Source organism: Frigidibacter albus, assembly GCF_009908165.1.
GTDB lineage: Bacteria > Pseudomonadota > Alphaproteobacteria > Rhodobacterales > Rhodobacteraceae > Frigidibacter > Frigidibacter albus.
In genome coordinates, this window is sequence record NZ_JAAAUC010000017.1 from 1 (window position 1) to 19,405 (window position 19,405).

Genomic DNA, 19,405 nt, shown 5'->3' on the forward strand with positions numbered 1-19,405 from the left:
CGATCGCTGTATTGCTGCTCTGACGGCGTGCGTGGTCGTGGCGCTCCCGTGACGAACTTGTCCCATAGTGCTTCCTTCCATTCCTTCGAAAGGATCGCACCATCAAACCATGGGATCAAACACCTAGCTGCCCGGATAACCCCTTTGGATTTGCAACCCTGTCTGGACTGGGTTCCGGTCAAGGAAAGCGAACTTGCTGGCCGAGCATGGAGCGGCAATGGCGAAGGTCGTGCAGGACCGTCACCGCACGGGCCGCCCGACCCTTGAACCGCCTCAATCCTGTTCAGCGCAAAACGGCCCGCGTTTCGACGGCCACTGCCCTCAGCGCCGGCAGCAACGTCTCGGCGGTTGTTTCAAGGGGAACCTGACCCACAGCCAGCCCCACGTTCAGCGCGGCCACGGTCCTCCCATGCGTGTTCAGCAGCGGCACCGCGACCGACCGCAGCCCCAGTTCCACCTCCTGGTCGATGACCGCAAACCCCTGTGCCCGCACCTGCGCCAGTTCAGCCAGGATCGCCTCTGGGTCGGTGCGGGTGAAGGACGTGCGCGCCACCGGCGGGTGTGCGGCCAGCAACGCGCGCACCTCCGCCTCTGGCCGCGACGCCAGCAGCACCCGGCCCATCGAGGTGCAGAAGGCCGGCAGGCGCGAGCCGGGCATCAGCGCGATGGACATCAGCTTGCGCTGCGCCGCGCGCGCCACATAGACGATCTCGGCCCCGTCGAGGATCGACACCGAGGAGCTTTGCCCGATCCGGTCCGACAGCTCATCCAGCAGCGGCTGCACGATCTGCGGCAGCGGCATGGTGGCCAGGCAGGCGGTCCCCAGCCGCAGCACCCGCGGTGTCAGCGTGAAGAACTTGCCGTCCCAATCGGCATAGCCGTGATGCGCCAGCGTCAGCAGGCAGCGCCGCGCCGTGGCCCGGTCGAGGCCAGAGGCCGCCGAGACCTCGGCAATCGACTGGCGCGGGCGGTCCGCGGTGAAGGTCTCGATCACCAGCAGCCCCTTGGCCAGCCCGCCCATCGTGTCGCGCTCGCTGATCGTCACCTGCGCCCCGTGCGATATGTCAACAAATGCAGCATATCGCACAACCTTGGTAGACGGAAGCCCCACGCTGGCCCTATTCCTTCCTCAGCCCCTGCGGGCCTGAGGAGAGTGCGAGCATGGACAAGACCCTTCCCGATCTCGCCACCGCCGTGGCCGGGATCGACGACGGCATGACCGTGATGATCGGCGGCTTTGGCGGCTCTGGTGCGCCCATCGAGCTGGTTCACGCGCTGATCGACAGGTTTCTGGCCACCGGCCATCCCAAGGATCTGACGGTGGTCAACAATAACGCCGGCAACGGCCATGTCGGCCTTGCCGCGCTGATCGAGGCGGGGATGGTGCGCAAGCTGATCTGCTCCTTCCCGCGCTCGGCCGATCCGGTGGTGTTCACCGAGGCCTACCGCGCCGGGGCCATCGAGCTGGAGCTGGTGCCGCAAGGCACGCTGGCCGAGCGCATCCGGGCGGGCGGGGCGGGCATCCCGGCCTTCTACACCCCCACCAGCTTTGGCACCGATCTGGCGCAGGGCAAGCCGGTCGAGGAGTTCGAGGGGCGACCCTATGTGCAGGAACGCTGGCTCAAGGCCGATGTCGCGCTGGTGAAGGCGCATCTGGGCGACCGGCTGGGCAACCTGACCTACCGGATGGCGGGGCGCAACTTCAACCCGCTGATGTGCATGGCGGCAGCGCAGACCATCGTGCAGGTGAGTCATATCGTGGAACCGGGCGGGATCGACCCCGAGGCGGTCGTCACCCCCGGCATCTTCGTGCAGGGCGTGGTCGAGGTGGCAAGCCCCGCGCAGGAAGAAGACCTGAACCGCGCAGGCGCGGTCTATCCGGAGGCAGCAGCATGAAGCTTACCCCCAGCCAGATGGCCTGGCGCGCGGCGCAGGATATCGCCGACGGCGCCTATGTGAACCTTGGCATCGGCTTCCCCGAGATGGTGGCGAAATTCCAGCCTCCGGGGCGCGAGGCGATCTTCCACACCGAGAACGGCATCCTTGGCTTTGGCGAGGCCCCCGCGGCGGGCACCGAAGACTGGGACCTGATCAATGCCGGCAAGAAGGCGGTCACGCTGAAGCCCGGCACGGCCTTCTTCCACCATGCCGACAGCTTCGCGATGGTGCGCGGCGGGCATCTGGATGTGGCGATCCTCGGTGCCTATGAGGTGGCCGAAACCGGCGATCTGGCGAACTGGTCCACCGGGCCCAAAGGCGTGCCGGCGGTGGGCGGGGCGATGGATCTGGTGCATGGCGCCAGGCAGGTCGCCGTGCTGACCGACCATGTCACCAAGGACGGCAAGCCCAAGCTGGTGCAGCGCTGCTCGCTGCCGCTGACCGGGGTGGGCTGCGTGACACGGATCTATTCCAGCCTCGCGGTGATCGACGTGTCGCTCGGCCGCTTCGTGCTGCGCGAGAAGCTGGCGGAGCTGACCCTCGAAGGCCTTCAGGCGCTGACCGGCGCGACCCTGCATCTTGACGGCCCCGTAGCCGATCTGACCGTATCGGAGCTTTGACCATGACCGACGTCTTCATCTGCGACTATATCCGCACCCCCATCGGCCGCTATGCCGGCGCGCTGTCCTCCGTTCGCCCCGACGATCTGGGCGCGGTGCCGCTGCGGGCGCTGATGGCGCGCAATCCGGGCGTGGATTGGGAGGCGGTCGATGACGTGATCTTCGGCTGCGCCAATCAGGCGGGCGAGGATAATCGCAACGTGGCGCGCATGTCGCTGCTGCTGGCAGGGCTGCCGGTGGGCGTGACCGGCACCACCATCAACCGGCTTTGCGGGTCGGGCATGGATGCGGTGCTGACCGCCGCACGGGCGATTGCCGCAGGCGAGGCGGGGCTGATGATCGCGGGCGGCGTGGAAAGCATGTCCCGCGCGCCCTTCGTGATGCCCAAGGCTGATGCCGGCTTCAGCCGGCAGGCCGAGATCCATGACACCACCATCGGCTGGCGCTTCATCAACCCGGCGATGCACAAGGCCTACGGCACCGACTCCATGCCGCAGACCGGCCAGAACGTCGCCGACGACTATGGCGTGAACCGTGCGGCGCAAGATGCGATGGCGCTGGCCTCGCAGGCCAAGGCCGCCGCCGCGCAAGGTAGCGGACGGCTGGCGCGAGAGATCACGCCGGTGAGCATCCCGCAGCGCAAGGGCGATGCGCTGGTGGTGGACCGCGACGAGCATCCGCGGGCGACGACCCCCGAGGCGCTGGCCAAGCTGAAGCCGCTGTTCCCGAATGGATCGGTCACCGCCGGCAATGCCAGCGGCGTGAATGATGGCGCGGCGGCGCTGATCCTGGCCGATGCGGCCACGGCTGCGAAATACGGGCTGACCCCGATTGCCCGCATCCTCGGCGGGGCCACGGCGGGCGTGCCGCCACGGATCATGGGCATCGGCCCGGCGCCGGCCAGCCAGAAGCTGCTGGCGCGGCTTGGCTTGACCCAGGCCGATTTCGACGTGATCGAGCTGAACGAGGCCTTCGCTGCCCAAGGCATCGCCACGCTGCGCCAGCTTGGCATTGCCGATGACGATGCCCGCGTGAACCCCAATGGCGGCGCCATCGCACTTGGCCACCCGCTTGGCATGTCGGGCGCGCGCATCACCGGCACCGCCGCGCTGGAGCTGCAACTGACCGGCGGGCGCCGCTCGCTCTCCACCATGTGCATCGGCGTCGGCCAAGGCATCGCCGTCGCGCTGGAGCGGGTATGATCGGCAGATCGGACCGCCGTTCGATGGTCAATGCTCCTATCCGTTGGATAGCAGTCACCAAGCGCTGATCTCGGGCGATAATGTTGAACTGGGGCCCAGCGGTTGGTGGTTCACCTTGGCAGCGTTTGCACGCTGGTCCTTGAAGACAGTGTTTGGACATTGAACCTCCGTCTTTGGGGCATGGCGCGTGTTGGGTCTGCTAAGCGTATGCCTTGAGAGACCGACCTGAAGTCAGGCCGCGCCCTTCCCGCCCCGCGGCTATGCGCCCGCGATGGCACCCGGAGCGCGGCCGCCCGCTGCGACCCTCAGAGCTGCAGGCAAAGGTATTTCACCTCGAGGTAGTCCTCGATCCCGTATCGGGACCCTTCCCGGCCCTGCCCGCTCTCCTTGATCCCGCCGAATGGCGCGGCTTCGTTCGATATGAGGCCCGTGTTCACGCCGACCATGCCGCATTCCAGCTTCTCTGCCACACGGAAGATCCGGCCGACGTCTCGCCCGTAAAGGTAGGAGGCCAGTCCGAACGGGGTGTCATTCGCAAGCCGGATCACTTCCTCCTCCGTCTCGAACCGGAAAATCGGCGCAACCGGCCCGAAGATCTCTTCCTCGAAGAAGGCCATTTCTCGGGTCGTCCCGGTGACGATGGTCGGTTCGAAGTACGTGCCGCCAAGCGCATGCGCCTTGCCGCCGACCGCGATCGTCGCGCCCTTGGCGGTGGCGTCAGCCAGGAGGTCTCGCACCTTGGCAACTGCTGCATCATCGATCAGCGGCCCAATTTCTGTGCCGGGCGCGGTGCCCTCTCCCACACGCAAGGCTGCGACCCGCTCCGACAATTGGCGAACAAAGGCATCATGGACGCCAGCCTGAACGAACAGGCGGTTCGCGCAGACGCAGGTCTGCCCGGCATTGCGGTACTTCGAGATGATCGCGCCCTCTACCGCGGCCTCGATGTCGGCGTCGTCAAACACGATGAAGGGCGCGTTGCCGCCAAGTTCCATGGACGTGCGTTTCACCGTGCCAGCGCATTGGCGCATCAGTTCCTTGCCGACCTCAGTTGACCCGGTGAATGACAGCTTGCGGATCGCCGGGTTCGAGGTGATCTCTGCCCCGATCTCGCGTGCGGCACCCGTCACGACCGACAGCAGCCCAGCCGGGACACCCGCGCGTTCCGCAAGCGCGACCAGTGCCAGGGCGGTCAATGGCGTCTGACTTGCGGGCTTGAGGATCATCGCGCAGCCCGCGGCAAGCGCCGGGGCAATTTTGCGCGTCACCATCGCGGCCGGAAAATTCCAGGGCGTGATCGCTGCGGTGACGCCGATCGGCTGTTTCAGGACAATAATCCGCCGGTCAGCCGTCGGGCCGGGGATCGTGTCACCATAGATCCGTTTTGCCTCTTCCGCGAACCACTCGACATAAGAGGCCGCATAGGCGATCTCGCCCCTCGCCTCCGACAGGGGTTTGCCCTGTTCGCTGGTCAGGATCAGCGCAAGATCTTCGGTGGCACCAAGGATGAGGTCGAACCACATTCTCAGAACAGCCGCCCGCTCCTTGGCGGGGCGGGCCGCCCATGCGACCTGCGCGATTTCGGCAGCCGCAATCGCCCTTGCCACTTCAGCGCACGAGACGGAGGGTACGGCTGCGATCAATGCCCCTGTCGCGGGGTTTGTCACGGTGATGGTCCTTCCGCTCTGCGCGGTAACCCATTCCCCCGCGATCAGATTGCGTGTCTCGGGAAAGGAAATGTCCTTGAGAGCGAGCGTCATCCAGCCTCCTTGACCAGCCCCTTCAGGGCGGCACGGGTCTCTTCGGGAATCGGGCAGGGCCGGCGGGTCTGCACGTCCACATAGACATGGACAAGGAACCCTTCCGCTGCAGCGGCATCGTTGTCTTCGGGAAACAGGCCCATCTCGTAGCGGACAGATGAGCTTCCCAGCCTTGCCACCTTCAGCCCGGCCGTTATACCCTGCGGATAGGTCATCTCGCCGTGGTAGCGGCAGCCGGTCTCGGCAACCAGTCCGATGGCCGGGCTGCTCCTGGTATCCAGCAAGCCGTTTCTAATCAGCCATTCGTTTACGGTGGTGTCGAACAACTGATAATGCACCACGTTGTTCAGGTGGCCATAGGTATCATTATCATTCCAGCGCGTCGTGTGCGGGCGGAAATGCACATAGTCGGCACGGGTTCCGGGCGGGGCGCGCATCTCACCAGGCCTCCTTGTAGATCGCCAGCGCATCGGCCTCGGTGACCGGGCGCGGATTGTTCACCAGAAGCCGCTGCTGTTTCATCGCATCCGCGGCCATGCGCGGCAAAGCATCGGCAGGGATGTTCACGTCCCGCAGCCTGGGTGGCATCTGAAGCCGGCCGATCAGGTCCTGTAACGCCGCCACGAATGCCTCGGCGCGGTCTTCCTCGGGAAGGTCCGCCAAATGCGGGAAGGCATCGGCCGCAATCTCGGCATATGCCGCGGCGGCCACGGGACGGTTGAATCGCAGCACAGACGTCAACACCAGCGCATTCGACAGGCCATGCGGGATATGGAAGATGCCGCCCACCGGATAGGCAAGCGCATGGACTGCGGCAACCGGCGAGTTGGCGAAGGCCTGCCCGGCCAGCATCGAGCCCAGAAGCATCCCCTCGCGCGCGGCGACGTCCGAGCCGTCCGACACAGCGGTCGCAATGTGCTGTCCCAGCAGCCGCAGGGCCTCGCGGGCAAGGCTTCGCGACAAGGGGTTGTTGTTGGGATTGGCCGAGGCATAGGCCTCGATCGCATGTACCATTGCGTCCACGCCGGTTGCGGCGGTGATGTGCGGCGGTAGGCCGAGGGTCAGCTCTGCATCAAGCACGGCGATATCGGGCAGCAGGATCGGCGAGGAGACGCCGCGCTTTTCATCCCCGCCGATGGTCAGGATGGCGACCGGCGTCACCTCGGAGCCTGTTCCCGAGGTTGTCGGGACCAGAGCCAGCGGCAGACGCGGGCCTTTGGCGTTGTTTACGCCCCAGGCCTCGTCCAGCGGCTGGCCGGAGCCCAGAAGCAGCGCCGTGACTTTCGCAACATCGAGCGAAGAGCCGCCACCAAAGCCGATGACGCCTGTCGCCCCCGCCCCAAGGCCTGCATCGACGGCAGCCATGACCGTGGCGACCGAAGGATCCGCCTCGACCGCGTCGAAGACGGTGACCTCATGCCCCGCGTCTCGCAGTCCCGCGATTGCTGGCTCGGCCAGGCCGAGCCGGCGAAGACCCGGATCGGTCACCAGCAGGACCTTAGCACCCAGCAGTTCGCCGGCATGTCGGCCCAGTTCCCGCGCTGCGCCAAAGCGGAACAGGATGGATTTCGTGGTATTGAAGACGAAGGGATTCATGTTTGCCTCCGGTTGCCGGTCTGCGCCTCGGGTTCGAGACGGTTAGACCATCGAGAATCCGCCGTTCACGCTGATGACCTGGCCGGTGATCCAGGATGCTGCGTCGCTGACCAGAAAGGCAACCATCGGCGCGACGTCGTCGGGCCGGCCGATGCGGCGCAGCGGGTAGGCCTTGACGATCTTGTCCATGTTCTTGGCAAGGAAATCCGCATCGCTGTGCGAAGTCTGGATCAGCCCGAGCGCCAGGGTATTCACCGTGACATTGTTTCGGCCAAGCTCGCGCGCGATGGATTTTCCCAGCTGCACGGTGGCGCCCCGCGACGCCGCGGCAAGGGCAAGACCGGCCTCGCCGATGCGCGAACTGTCACCGACGATATTGACGATGCGGCCGCCATCCTGTGCGATGAAGTGCGGCGCAACGGCGTGGCAGCAATGAAGCGCGCCATAGAAGCAGGTATCGACCTGCGCCTTCCAGTCGTCCGGGGTGCTGTCCACGAACTTCTGGTACTTCACGTAGCCGGCGTTGTTGACCAGAATATCGATCCGCCCGAAATCCGCAGTGATCGCGCCAATCATCGACTGCACCTGGTCATAATCGGAAATGTCGGCCCGATAAGCCTTGGCCTTGCCGCCGGCCGCCGTCAGTTCCGCGACCAGATCGGCAGCCTCGGATTCGGATTTGCGGAAGTTGACGGCGACCGTCGCCCCGATAGTGGCCAGTTCGCGGGCGATCTCGGCGCCGGTATCACGGCCGCCGCCGGTGACCAGGGCCACCTTGCCGGACAGGGAAAGTTGCATGAAGAGACTCCTTTGTGTTCGACCGCTCCGTTTCAGCGATCCGAGAGGCGACCGAAGAGATATCCGACCGCTGCGACGAGGATGAGCTGCACCGCAGCGCCGAATTCGGGCGAGAGCGGCGCAGTGGCGGCCAGCTGCGGGACGCCCCCCTGCCGGGAGGTGAGCCACAGGAAGCCGAAGACGAGCGCCAGCACCAAGGTAGCAAGGAACGCCATCCGGTAAGACCCAGCAGGTTCGGCGAGAGGCGGCTGGGCAAGGGGGGAAACCCCCACAGCCACACCCGGCGAAGCTTGCGGCAGCGGTGCAGGCGGGACAGCGCTGGCACCGCCTTCCGTGGCAGCGCCCTCGCCATGGTACTGGCGCCGGATTTCCAAGGCGAACTTCTCGAAGAACGCTTCCGACATCTTTTTCGCCGTCGCGTCGATCAGCCGCCCGCCAAGCTGCGCAAGCTTGCCGCCCACCTGCGCATCGACCGTGTAGGTCAGCATCGTGCCGCCCTCGACGTCCTCCAGCTGGATGAAGGCCTCGCCCTTGGCGAAACCTGCAACCCCGCCCTGCCCCTCTCCGGTGATGCGATAGCTGATCGGCTCGTTCAATTCAGAAAGTGAAACCCTGCCGCCGAACTTGGCCGAGACGGGCCCGACCCTGATGGCGGCAACGGCCTGCATCTCTGTTTCGGACGTCTTTTCAAGCGACTGGCATCCCGGGATGCAGTTGCGCAGAATCTCGGGACTATTAAGGGCTTTCCATACATTTTCCCGCGTTTCGTGAATCAGTTTTTGGCCCGACATATGCATGGAAGCGCCTCCTCAACCCGCAGGGCCAGATGAACTATGCGTCCGGCCCTGCCCGCTGCTCTTCCATTGACATGCCTCATAGTAGTCTAGTAAAGCAAGTGAAAAGTTGAGTTCTACTGACAGACGGTGAACTCGGAGCGTTTGATGTCCAACGTCAGGCGAGCCTTGTCAGCCGCGCGGGAGGCGAAGGTTATGAAGCCAGCAAGGTTCGACTATGTCCGGCCTGACAGTGTCGATCAGGCGCTGGACCTGCTGGCGAGATATGGCGGCGATGCCAAGATCATCGCCGGCGGGCAGAGCCTAATGCCAATGATGAACTTCCGCCTGGTCAAGCCAGCGGTGCTGGTCGATATCAACCGCATTCCCGGGCTTGAAGTGATCGAGGATCAGGGCGAACGGGTGCGGATGGGCGCTTTGGCGCGCCACCGCATGACGGCGACCGACAGCATGATCGCCAGCAGGATCCCGGTTCTGCACGACGCGATGCACCATGTCGCTCATATGACGGTCAGGAACCGTGGCACCTTCTGCGGAAGCGTCTGCCATGCCGACCCCGCCGCCGAAATTCCCATGATTGTGCTGATGCTGGACGGCCAGGTGGAAGTCGCCTCGGCGTCGCGCAGGCGCGTTCTGCCTGCCGCCGAGTTCCTCGTCGGGTCTTTGGTGACGGCGCTGGAGGCCGACGAGATGGTTACCGGCATCACCATCGGCATGTCGGACCCGCAGTCCGGCTGGGCCTTCGAGGAATTCTCGCGCCGGCACGGCGATTTCGCACTGGCAGCGGTTGCTGTCACGCTGGGGGTCGATGCCGACGGCGCCATACGCAACCCGCGCATCGGCATGACCGGGGTCGGCGAGACGGCGATGCGCATGCGGGGCGTGGAAGCCCTGATCGACGGCTGCCATCCCGACGAGGATATGCTGGGCGAGGTCTCGGAATGGCTGAACGACAATCTTGTGCCGAACACGGATATTCACGCCGGTGCCGATTACCGGCGCCACCTGTCCGGGGTGCTTGCCGGCCGCGCGATCCGCGCTGCATATGCCAGGGCCCGGACACTGAGGGGGAAACAGGATGAGTGAACACACAGACGATCTGGTTGCCGTTACCGTCACGGTCAATGGCATGACCCACAGTCGCCGGATCGAGCCCCGGATGCTGCTGTCCGATTTCCTGCGCCATGGCCTGGGCCTGACAGGAACCCATGTGGGTTGCGAGCATGGCGTCTGCGGGGCCTGCACGATCTCGGTCGGCGGGCGGTCGGCCCGGTCGTGCCTGATGCTGGCGGTTATGGCTGAGGGGCTCGAGATCGAGACCATCGAGGGCCAAGGTACGCCCGAAGCCCTGTCGCGGATCCAGAAGGCGTTTCAGGACCATCACGGCCTGCAATGCGGCTTCTGTACACCGGGCATGGTCATGGCCATTGCCGATCTTCTGGCGCACCACCCGCTAGAGACGGATGACCAGATCCGTGAGGGGCTTTCGGGGAACCTCTGCCGTTGCACCGGCTACATCAACATCATCGCCGCTGTGCGCGAGCTGGCGCGGGAAAGGGGACCGCTGACATGAAGATGGATGTTATTTCCGCCGGACGACTGAAGATGCGCAAGTCCATCTACATGCCTGCCGAGAACAAGGATGACATGGTAGAGCTTCCGGTGGTTTCGGTGCTGCTGCGGCACCCCTCGGGCAATGTGCTCTTCGATACCGGCTGCGCACCGGAGGCCGGGGAGGACCCGATCGCGCGTTGGGGGGGTCTCGCGCGAGTGATGCAGCCGATCTTCGGACTTGGCGACACCGTGGTTGCGCAGTTGCCCCGGTTCGGTCTGGGTGCCGACGATATCGATGTGGTGATCTGCTCTCACCTCCACCCGGACCATTGCGGCTGTAACGCGGCCTTCGCACGGGCCACGGTCATCGCCCACCGCGCCGAACTGGCCGCGGCCCGCGCCGAGGACGGGCCGCGGCAAGGCTACCTGCCGCAAGAATGGGACATCCCGCAGGGGTATGAGGAGATCGAGGGCGAGAAGGACCTGTTTGGCGATAATCGCATCGTGCTTGTGCCGATGCCGGGCCATTCTCCGGGCCTGACGGCCGCGAGGGTGGAGCTCAACCGCGACGGCACTTTCCTTCTGGCGTCGGATGCCGCCCCGATGATGTGCCATGTCGATGAGACCCGTGCGCCGAAGAACAGCTGGGATATCGGCCTTGCCACAAATGCCCTGGCCGAGATCCGCGCCGAGAAAGACCGGGGCACGACGGTGATCTGCGGCCATGACGATGCGCAATGGCAGGAGCTTCGTGCCCGCAAGGAGGGCTTCCGGTGAACAAGCCCGACTATTCCGATGTCGTGATGCGCCCCAAGCTTGTGGGCAAGCGGATCAAGCGCACCGAAGACCTGCGCCTGCTGACCGGCACCGGCGAATATGTCGACGATGTTCAGGCGGCCGGGATGGTTCATGTCGCCATCCGGCGATCCGACCGGCCTCATGCGCGCATTATCGCGGTCGATGCGCATGCCGCCTTCGATATCCCGGGGGTGATCGGTGTCTATGACATGACCGATTTCGAGGGCGAGTGCGAGCCGGCGGTGCCGACATCGCGGATGAAGGACTATTATGCGACGCCGACCTGGCCGCTCGCCCGCGGCAAGGTACGCTACGTCGGCGAGCCTGTGGTCGCGGTGGTGGCCGAAAGCCGGTATGCGGCAGAGGATGCGCTTGATCATATCGTGATCGACTACGAGCCCCTGCCTTTTGCGATCCGACAGGTCGATGCGGTCAAGGATGACGCCCCCCTGTTGCACGAAGAGGCCGGAACCAATGTCATCGTCAGGCGCGAGTTCGTCCGCGGCGATGTAGAAGAGGTGTTCCGCACTGCGCCTCACAAGGTCGGCGGAACGTTCCGCATGACCCGAAAATGCCCCAGTCCCATGGAAAACCGCAGCTACATGGCGCAGTGGGACAAACGGAACCGCGCGCTGACGCTGTATTCCGCATCGAACATTCCGGGCGTGGTGCGCGACGTGCTGTCCGGATGCCTTGGCCTTTCCAGCCACCAGCTGCGGGTCATCGCGCCGGACGTGGGCGGAAGCTTTGGCGGCAAGGGCTCGCTCTATAGCGAGGAAATGCTGGTCTGCCTTCTGGCACGCAAGCTGCAGCGCCCGGTCAAGTACGTGGCCGACCGGTTGGAGGATTTGGCCGCGATGAGCCAGGCCTTCGACGAATTGATAGAAGCGGAGCTTGCATTCGACGACGAGGGCAGGTTCCTGGGCCTGCGCGCCGATGTGATCGGCGATGTCGGGGCGTTCTCGATCTACCCGTGGACGGCGGCGCTGGAAACCGTGCAGGTCATCAGCTTCCTGCCGGGACCCTACAAGACCGAGGCCTACCACGGCCGGATCCGCGGCGTGCTGACGCCCAAGCCCCCCACCGGCCCCTATCGCGGCGTGGGGCGTCCGTCATCGACTCTTGCGATGGAACGGCTGGTCGATATGGCGGCGCGGAAGATCGGCATGGACCCGGCAGAGATCCGGCGCCGCAACCTGGTGCGCAGAGAAGATTTCCCCTATCGCACCGCGCCCGGCATCATCTGGGATCAGTCAGCCTTCCTGGAATGTCTGGAGGGTGCCTGCGCCGCGCTTGACTACCCTGCCCTTCTGGACCGGCGCGACGCGATGCGCGCCGAAGGGCGATGGGTCGGCCTCGGGTTCGCCAGCTATGCCGAACTGACCGGCATCGGCTCGCGCATTTCCGTGGCGCCGGGCATGCCGATCAACACCGGAACCGAAACCGCGAACATCTCGATCGATGCCACCGGCGTCGTCACCGCGGCCTTCGGTGTTGCGTCGCACGGGCAGGGGCTGGAAACCACGCTTGCCCAGATCATCGCCGACGAGTTGGGGTGCGCGATGGCGGATATCATCGTCCTGCATGGTGACAGCTCGCTGGTTCCGATGAGTACGGGCACCTATGCCAGCCGCTCAGCAGTGCTGGGAGGCGGGGCGGCGACAGTCACCTCGCGCGGTCTTAAAGCCAAGGTTCTCAGGATGGCCGCCCTGCTCATGGAACAACAGACCGGCGATCTCGACCTCCATGACAGCACCGTCACTTCGCGCGCATCCAATCAGAGCCTGACGATCAAGGAAATTGCCAAGGCCGTCTATAACCAGATGGGCCGCATTCCCCGCGATCAGCGCGAAGATCTGGTTTTTCAAGAGACCTATGACCCCTATCTTGGAACAGCGTGCTCATCGACCCATCTGTGCATGCTCGAGGTCGATCCGGGCACCTTCGGTGTCAGGATTCTGGACTATGTGGTTTCCGAGGATTGCGGCCGGATCATCAATCCGATGATCGTGGACGGTCAGGTCCACGGCGCGGTCGCACAGGGTATCGGCGCCGCTCTGCTCGAGGAGGTCATTCACGATGGCGAGGGCCAGAGCGTCGCAGCAAGCCTTGCCGACTATCTGCTGCCGGTCGCGACCGACATCCCCGATATCGCCATCGTCCATATCGAAGCCGAACTTCCCAACAATGTCGGTGGCTTCCGCGGCATGGGCGAGGGTGGAACGATCGGCGCTCCGGCGGCCATAGCGAATGCGATCTCGGATGCGCTGGCGCCGCTGGGGGTAGAGGTCAACAAGCTGCCAGCGACACCGGACCGCCTGTTTGCGCTTGTGCGGGCGGCTAGGCAGGACAAGCCGCCGGCGGAGTGACTGCCCTTCGCTAGGCCCGCAGCCGCGCCACCTTCCAGAGCAGGCTCAGGACGTCCTCGGGCCGGCTCTCCGCCAGCCAGGCACTCAATCTCGCCTCATGATCCGAGAATCGCCGCTTGTGCTCATCCAGCATCAGCCGGCCCGCGTCCGTCAGCTTTAGGCTCTTGTTCCGGCGATCATGCAGGTTGGCTTCGCGGCTGACAAAGCCGGACTTCTCAAGATCGTTGAGGAGCGGCACCATCCTCGGACGCTCGACATCCAGCGCCTCTGCAAGCATCGCCTGATTGATGCCCGGATTGTCGGCGATAACGGCTAGGACCGAGAACTTGACCACGGTCAAACCGTCCTTGCCGAAGGATCGGTAGATATCTGCAAAGACAGCAAGTTGTGCGCGGCGGATGGCATAGCCGATCGTGCCCTCCAAATAGGACATGTCGATCTTTGGCGCGTCATTGCGTTCGGGTTCAGCGTCAGCCACAGCATGTTCCTTTCCGTTTCGTCTGCACGATCACTCAACCCCATACAACACCAAACGAGCGTTGACCACATTAGGTAATGCTGTTATCTAATGTGATGGGCGCTCCATGGCGCTCATGGGAGGAATCATGGAAAACAAGGCGCTTTATGCGCCCGTGGTTGCACATAACGCAGCCACGGGAGAGGTATTGCTGACAGGTCCGCAGCCTCGTCGGAACCCGTTTGACACCGTCGGAGACATGCTTCGCGCCAGTGCAGGGCGCGCTCCGGACTGCTCGTTTCTGATCATGCCCCATGCCCCCGGCGCCAAGACGCTAAGCTATCGCGACGCGCTTGCCGGCGCCGAGGCCCGCGCCCGGGCTATGATAGCAGCCGGGCTGGGGCCCGAACGACCCCTGGCCATCTTGTCGGGAAACAGCATCGAACATGCCCTTATGGCGCTTGGCGCAATGCTGGCAGGAGTTCCCTATGCTCCGCTCTCGGTTCCCTATTCCCAGCTTTCCGACCGGAGCCGGCTTCATGCCATACTTGACTGTCTGACGCCGGGCCTCGTCTGGGTCGAAACCGAGGCTGACTTCCACGCTGCCCTGACAGACGCTCGCGCGCTCGGACTGGCGACCACGACGCCCGAGCGCGGCGCCAATGGCGGTCTGGGTCAGGATCCGGCGGATGTTCCGCTTCCGCTGGTCGGCCCCGCCGACATGGCCAAGGTTCTGTTCACCTCCGGCTCCACCGGTGCCCCGAAGGGGGTCATCACCACCCATCGGATGATCTGCACAAATCAGGAGGCAATGGCCGAGCGCTGGCCATTCCTTCTGGATGAGCCGCCGACCATCGTCGAGTGGCTTCCGTGGAACCACTGCTTCGGGGGCAACCTGGTCTTTGCGTGCGCGCTGCGTCACGCCGGAACGCTGGTCATTGATGCCGGCCGGCCAATGCCCGCCCAGTTCGATGCTACGATCCGCAATCTGCTCGACCATCCACCGACGGTCCATTTTGGCGTTCCGCTCGGATTTACAGAACTGGTGGCACGGCTCGAAGCCGATGAGGGGCTCGCCGCGCACTACTTTTCCCGGCTGAAGCGGATGTTCACCGCCGGGGCTGCTTTGCCCGGCCCGGTCTGGGACAGCTACCTGGCGCTCGCCGACCGTCACGCGCGCCCGGAGTTCCGGGCCCATGTGTCATGGGGCTCGACCGAGACGGCGCCGGTCGTGACCCTCTCGCCGGATGAAAACCGGCTGGCCGACAATCTGGGCGTTCCGGTTCCCGGCTGCGAGGTCAAGCTCGTGCCCAACGATGAAAAGATGGAACTGCGCCTGCGCGGGCCGATGGTGACGCCCGGCTACTGGCGACGCCCGGACCTGACGGGCCAGTCGTTCGACGAAGACGGCTTTTACCGCATCGGCGACGCCGGCAAGCTGATTCATGACGGGGCCGATGTGATCGGGATCCGCTTCGACGGCCGGACCGCCGAGAACTTCAAGCTGGTTAGCGGGACCTGGGTGCAGGTGGGAACGCTCCGACTTGTCTTTGTCGGGGCAACGCGTCCGGTCGTCCAGGACGCTGTTATCACCGGCCATGACCGCGACGAGATCGGCGCGCTGGTCTTCCTGTCGCTGGAGGGTGCGCGGGCGACGGTCGGGCTTCCCGAGGCGACTCTGGCCGAACTGGCGCAGAACACCGTGATCCAAGACAGCATCAGCCGCGCAATGGCGGCGATGGGGGGCCGCGGATCAACGCGGATCGCCCGCGCCTTGATCCTGTCCGAACCGCCATCGCTCGAGCGGGGCGAGCTTACGGACAAAGGATACCTCAACCAGCGCGCCGCCCTGCGCCACCGCGCCGAAGACGTGGCGCGGCTCCATGCCGCCACCCCCTCGCCCGATGTGATCATCCCCGGCCTAACCCCACTGAGAGAACTTGCATGACACAGGAAATCTTCATTCTTGACGGTGCCCGCACCGCCATCGGCACCTTTGGCGGAGGCCTCAGCGGGCTCAGCCCGACAGCCCTGGGAACGATTGCTGCCAAGGCCGCGATCGCACGCTCCGGCCTCTCACCGGCCGACATCGACAACAGCGTGATGGGCACCGTCATCCCGACCGAGGCGGCGGACCTGTTCCTGGGCCGAACCGTGGGGATCGAGGCAGGGCTTCCAATTGAAAGCCAGGGTCTGACGCTGAACCGCCTCTGCGGCTCGGGCGCGCAGGCCATCGCCACGGCGGCGACGATGATCCGGGCCGGGGAAAGCCACATCGCGATTGCCGGAGGCGCGGAAGCGATGAGCCGCGCCCCATTCTCCATCGAGGGCCTGCGATATGGGCGCCGCATGGGCAATGGCCAGGTCTATGACTGGCTCAGCAACACCCTTGCCGACCCGTTCGGCCATGGTGGCATGGGCGACACTGCCGAGAATGTCGCGGAGAAATACCAGATCACGCGCCAGCGGCAGGACGAGTTCGCGCTTGCGAGCCAGACCAAGGCGGCCCAGGCGCAGGCCGAGGGTCGGTTCGACAGCCAGATCGTTCCGGTGACCATCAAGACCCGCAAGGGCGAGGTCGTGGTCAGCCGCGACGAGCACCCGCGGGCAGACACCACGATGGAAGGCCTTGCCGCATTGAAGCCCGCCTTCCGCAAGGATGGCACCGTCACCGCGGGCAATGCCAGCGGGATCAACGATGGGGCAGCGGTGGTGGTGCTGGCCTCTGCGCAAGAGGTTTCGGCCAGGGGCCTCTCGCCGCGCGGCAAGCTGCTTGCATGGGGCGTGGCCGGTGTGCCGCCGGAAATCATGGGCATCGGTCCGGTGAAGGCGGTGCCGCTGGCTCTGGAACGGGCGGGACTGACGATCGGGCAGATCGACGTGATCGAGTCGAACGAAGCTTTCGCAGCCCAGGCCATCGCCGTGAACGACGGGCTCGGCCTGCCGGTCGAGAAGGTCAACCCGAACGGCGGAGCGGTCGCGCTTGGCCATCCGTTGGGGGCCACGGGCGCGATCCTCACGATCAAGGCGCTTTACGAACTGGAACGCACCGGCGGCCGCTACGGCCTCGTCACCATGTGCATCGGCGGCGGCCAGGGCATCGCGCTTGTCGTCGAGAATCTGCGGCGCAAAGACTGAGGGAGGCAACCGATGTTTGAAGGCAAGACTGAAGGCGCGATCCTGCCGCGCCTGCGCGACCCTGGGCTGATCCGTTCTGCGGTGGTCATCGGGGCCGGTTCGATGGGCTCTGGCATTGCCGCGCATCTCGCCAATGCAGGGGTGCCGGTCCTGCTGCTTGACCGGCCCGGCGACGGCGAGGCGCGTAACGCCCCGGCACAAGCTGGCATCACCCGCCAACTCGCCGGCGGCGGATTCATGCATGCCCGGCTTGCCTCGCTTGTCGAGGTTGGCAATGTCGAGGACGACCTGCCCCGCGCCGCAGAGGCAGACTGGATCGTCGAGGCAGTGTTCGAAGACCCGGCGATCAAGCGCGACCTTTATGCGCGCATCGACGCGGTGCGGGCGCCGGGGTCGATCGTGTCGTCGAACACCTCGACCATTCCGCTGTCGGTTCTGCTGGAAGGGATGAGCGACAGGTTCGCCGCGGATTTCGTGGTGACGCATTTCTTCAATCCGCCCCGGGTCATGGAACTGCTTGAAATCGTCACCACGCCCCGTACAGACCCCGCAGTTGCCCGGCGGATCGGCCGGATCGGCCGCGAGGTGCTTGGCAAGACCGTGGTCGAATGCCGCGATACGCCCGGCTTCATTGCCAACCGCATCGGCAATTTCTGGATGTCCGTGGCGGTGCTGGAGGCCAGACGGCTGGGGCTGTCGGTCGAAGAAGCCGACGCCATCATGTCGCGCCCGTTCGGAATTCCGCGCACCGGCATCTTCGGTCTCATGGACTTTGTCGGGTTGAACCTGGTCCCGCTAGTCTGGGGCAGCTTCATGCGCATCCTGCCCGAGGATGACCTTCACCGGCAGTTCGACATCACCGTCGATCCGTTCCTAGCCTACATGCTCGAAAAGGGGCTGACCGGGCGGTTCGGCCCGGGCGGGTTCTACCGCCGCAAGGATGCTTCCGGCCAGCGCGTCGACGAGGTGATCGATTTCACCAGCGCAGAATATCGCCTTCGCGCCGAACCCGCACTGGCAAGCCTGGAAGCCGGGGATTTGCGCACGCTCATGCAGGGCGACGACCGCGGATCTGCCTATGCGTGGTCGGTGTTTTCGGCGCTGATCCGCTACGCCGCCCAGATCGCCCCGGCCATCGCGCCGGATGTCGCCGCGATCGATACCACGATGCGGCTTGGCTACAACTGGCAGCTGGGTCCGTTCACCCTTGCCGACCGGATTGGCGCGGACTGGATAGTGGCAAGGCTGGAGAGCGAGGGGCATGACATCCCGCCTTTGCTCCGCAGCGCAGCCAAGGCGGGGGGCTTCTATCCGGCGCCCGACCGGTTGCTCTCCACGGATGGTGCGACCACGGGCAACAATGCAGCGGCCGTTGCAATGTCCGCTGCCGCCCTGCGCCGGGCGCGTGGGCCTGTCTCGGGCAATGCGGCAGCGTCGGTGCTTGATATGGGCCACGGCGTCGCGCTGCTGGAGATCCACACCAAGATGAATGCCGTGGACCTCGACGTGGTCGAGGTGATCGAAGCCCTGCCCGGGCTGGTGGCGCGCAATTTCCAGGCGCTTGTGATTGGGTCGGACAATGCCCGCGCTTTCTCGGCCGGCGCACGTCTGGATGTCTTCGTCGATCATGTGGCCGGGCAGGACTGGCCCGGCCTTGATGCTTTCGTCGCCCGGGGCCAGCGCGCTTGGTCCGGCCTGAAGTATGCGCCCTTCCCGGTGGTCGCGGCGGTTGGCGGCCTCGCGCTTGGCGGCGGAGCGGAACTGATGCTGCATGCCGACCGGGTTCTGGCCCATGCCGAGGCGCGGATCGGCCTGCCGGAGCGGAAGGTCGGCATCATCCCAGGCTGGGGCGGCGTCACCCAGTTGCTGCTGCGCGCACAAGAGGAGCTTGGCGATCCGGTGGCGGCCGGAATGCGGGCCTTCAACGTGATCTTCGCGGCAGAGGTTGCGGCTTCGGCAGATCTGGCACGGCAAGCGGGCTTCCTGCGCGCAGATGACCGGGTGGTCCTGCAACAGGCAGGTTTGTTGCAGGCCGCACGCACGCTCGCGCTGGCAATGACCGCAGGATACCGGGCTGCCGCGCCTGCGCAACTGCTTGCTGCGGGCGCCGCCCTCAAGGAATCAGCGCGCAGCATGGTGCAGGCGCGTCTCTCGGGCGGCGGCGGGCCTACCGACACCGATGCCGGCATTGCCGAGGTGCTTGCCCATGTTCTGGCTGGCGGCGATGCCGCCGCCGGCACCAGTCTGGCCGAGACGGATTTCTACCGCCTTGAACGCGACGCGATACAGGAACTGGCGCGCCGCCCTACGTCGCAGGCGCGACTAGTGCACATGCTGAAAAACAACCGGTCGCTGGCCAACTGAACGCGACCCGGCCCCAA

General features: G+C 65.3%; 17 protein-coding genes. 10 read left to right on the forward strand and 7 right to left on the reverse strand.

The features are described 5' to 3' along the window. Nucleotides 1-283: 283 nt before the first annotated feature. Nucleotides 284-1,021, reverse strand: coding sequence for an IclR family transcriptional regulator domain-containing protein (locus GVY41_RS18735; RefSeq protein ID WP_170301240.1), 738 nt, complete (start codon nt 1,019-1,021; stop codon nt 284-286). A gap of 140 nt (nt 1,022-1,161) precedes the next feature. Between GVY41_RS18735 and GVY41_RS18740 the strand changes: the two genes are divergently transcribed. Genes GVY41_RS18740 through pcaF form a run of 3 tightly spaced genes read left to right on the forward strand, consistent with a single transcriptional unit; the run spans nt 1,162 to nt 3,760 of the window. Further along, nucleotides 1,162-1,896 carry a 3-oxoacid CoA-transferase subunit A gene (locus GVY41_RS18740; protein ID WP_161348531.1) on the forward strand — a complete coding sequence of 245 codons (735 nt, stop codon included), beginning with the start codon at nt 1,162-1,164 and terminating at the stop codon, nt 1,894-1,896. Next, complete coding sequence (locus tag GVY41_RS18745; RefSeq protein ID WP_161348530.1) at nt 1,893-2,558, forward strand: 3-oxoacid CoA-transferase subunit B; 666 nt, start codon at nt 1,893-1,895, stop codon at nt 2,556-2,558. The genes GVY41_RS18740 and GVY41_RS18745 overlap by 4 nt, the downstream gene beginning before the upstream one ends. Before the next feature lie 2 nt (nt 2,559-2,560). Next, nucleotides 2,561-3,760 (forward strand): 3-oxoadipyl-CoA thiolase, encoded by a 1,200-nt coding sequence (gene pcaF / locus GVY41_RS18750; protein WP_161348529.1) that lies wholly within the window; start codon nt 2,561-2,563, stop codon nt 3,758-3,760. Between the two features lie 305 nt (nt 3,761-4,065). Here pcaF and GVY41_RS18755 read toward each other — a convergent pair whose 3' ends face one another. From GVY41_RS18755 to GVY41_RS20645, 5 genes are read right to left on the reverse strand one after another with little or no spacing between them, the layout of a single operon-like run. Further along, complete coding sequence (locus tag GVY41_RS18755) at nt 4,066-5,520, reverse strand: NAD-dependent succinate-semialdehyde dehydrogenase (RefSeq protein WP_161348528.1); 1,455 nt, start codon at nt 5,518-5,520, stop codon at nt 4,066-4,068. Then, nucleotides 5,517-5,957: an acyl-CoA thioesterase gene (locus tag GVY41_RS18760; protein ID WP_161348527.1), complete on the reverse strand. Its 441-nt coding sequence runs from the start codon at nt 5,955-5,957 to the stop codon at nt 5,517-5,519. The genes GVY41_RS18755 and GVY41_RS18760 overlap by 4 nt, the downstream gene beginning before the upstream one ends. 1 nt (nt 5,958) lies before the next feature. Continuing rightward, the gene (locus GVY41_RS18765) at nt 5,959-7,116 is read right to left on the reverse strand and encodes an iron-containing alcohol dehydrogenase (RefSeq protein ID WP_161348526.1); all 1,158 of its coding nucleotides are present in this window, start codon (nt 7,114-7,116) and stop codon (nt 5,959-5,961) included. A 42-nt stretch (nt 7,117-7,158) separates the two neighbouring features. After that, the gene (locus tag GVY41_RS18770; protein ID WP_161348525.1) at nt 7,159-7,914 is read right to left on the reverse strand and encodes an SDR family NAD(P)-dependent oxidoreductase; all 756 of its coding nucleotides are present in this window, start codon (nt 7,912-7,914) and stop codon (nt 7,159-7,161) included. A 32-nt stretch (nt 7,915-7,946) separates the two neighbouring features. Beyond that, nucleotides 7,947-8,711 (reverse strand): SRPBCC family protein, encoded by a 765-nt coding sequence (locus tag GVY41_RS20645; protein ID WP_161348524.1) that lies wholly within the window; start codon nt 8,709-8,711, stop codon nt 7,947-7,949. A gap of 192 nt (nt 8,712-8,903) precedes the next feature. Here GVY41_RS20645 and GVY41_RS18780 point away from each other — a divergent pair, with 192 nt between their 5' ends. The 4 genes from GVY41_RS18780 to GVY41_RS18795 are packed head-to-tail and all read left to right on the forward strand — an operon-like array spanning nt 8,904 to nt 13,429. Further along, nucleotides 8,904-9,794, forward strand: coding sequence for an FAD binding domain-containing protein (locus tag GVY41_RS18780; RefSeq protein WP_161348523.1), 891 nt, complete (start codon nt 8,904-8,906; stop codon nt 9,792-9,794). 13 nt (nt 9,795-9,807) lie between these two features. Next, complete coding sequence (locus tag GVY41_RS18785) at nt 9,808-10,281, forward strand: (2Fe-2S)-binding protein (protein WP_269150505.1); 474 nt, start codon at nt 9,808-9,810, stop codon at nt 10,279-10,281. Next, nucleotides 10,278-11,039: an N-acyl homoserine lactonase family protein gene (locus tag GVY41_RS18790; protein ID WP_161348521.1), complete on the forward strand. Its 762-nt coding sequence runs from the start codon at nt 10,278-10,280 to the stop codon at nt 11,037-11,039. The genes GVY41_RS18785 and GVY41_RS18790 overlap by 4 nt, the downstream gene beginning before the upstream one ends. Beyond that, nucleotides 11,036-13,429: a xanthine dehydrogenase family protein molybdopterin-binding subunit gene (locus tag GVY41_RS18795; protein ID WP_161348520.1), complete on the forward strand. Its 2,394-nt coding sequence runs from the start codon at nt 11,036-11,038 to the stop codon at nt 13,427-13,429. Before GVY41_RS18790 ends, GVY41_RS18795 begins: the two co-directional genes overlap by 4 nt. Nucleotides 13,430-13,439: 10 nt before the next feature. Here GVY41_RS18795 and GVY41_RS18800 read toward each other — a convergent pair whose 3' ends face one another. Beyond that, entirely contained in the window at nt 13,440-13,907 is a 468-nt protein-coding gene (locus tag GVY41_RS18800; protein ID WP_161348519.1) for a MarR family winged helix-turn-helix transcriptional regulator, read from the reverse strand. A gap of 127 nt (nt 13,908-14,034) precedes the next feature. Between GVY41_RS18800 and GVY41_RS18805 the strand changes: the two genes are divergently transcribed. The 3 genes from GVY41_RS18805 to GVY41_RS18815 are packed head-to-tail and all read left to right on the forward strand — an operon-like array spanning nt 14,035 to nt 19,388. Beyond that, entirely contained in the window at nt 14,035-15,834 is a 1,800-nt protein-coding gene (locus GVY41_RS18805) for an AMP-binding protein (RefSeq protein WP_161348518.1), read from the forward strand. Then, the gene (bktB, locus tag GVY41_RS18810) at nt 15,831-17,024 is read left to right on the forward strand and encodes a beta-ketothiolase BktB (protein WP_161348517.1); all 1,194 of its coding nucleotides are present in this window, start codon (nt 15,831-15,833) and stop codon (nt 17,022-17,024) included. Before GVY41_RS18805 ends, bktB begins: the two co-directional genes overlap by 4 nt. 12 nt (nt 17,025-17,036) lie before the next feature. Further along, nucleotides 17,037-19,388 carry a 3-hydroxyacyl-CoA dehydrogenase/enoyl-CoA hydratase family protein gene (locus tag GVY41_RS18815; RefSeq protein WP_161348516.1) on the forward strand — a complete coding sequence of 784 codons (2,352 nt, stop codon included), beginning with the start codon at nt 17,037-17,039 and terminating at the stop codon, nt 19,386-19,388. Nucleotides 19,389-19,405 lie beyond the last annotated feature (17 nt).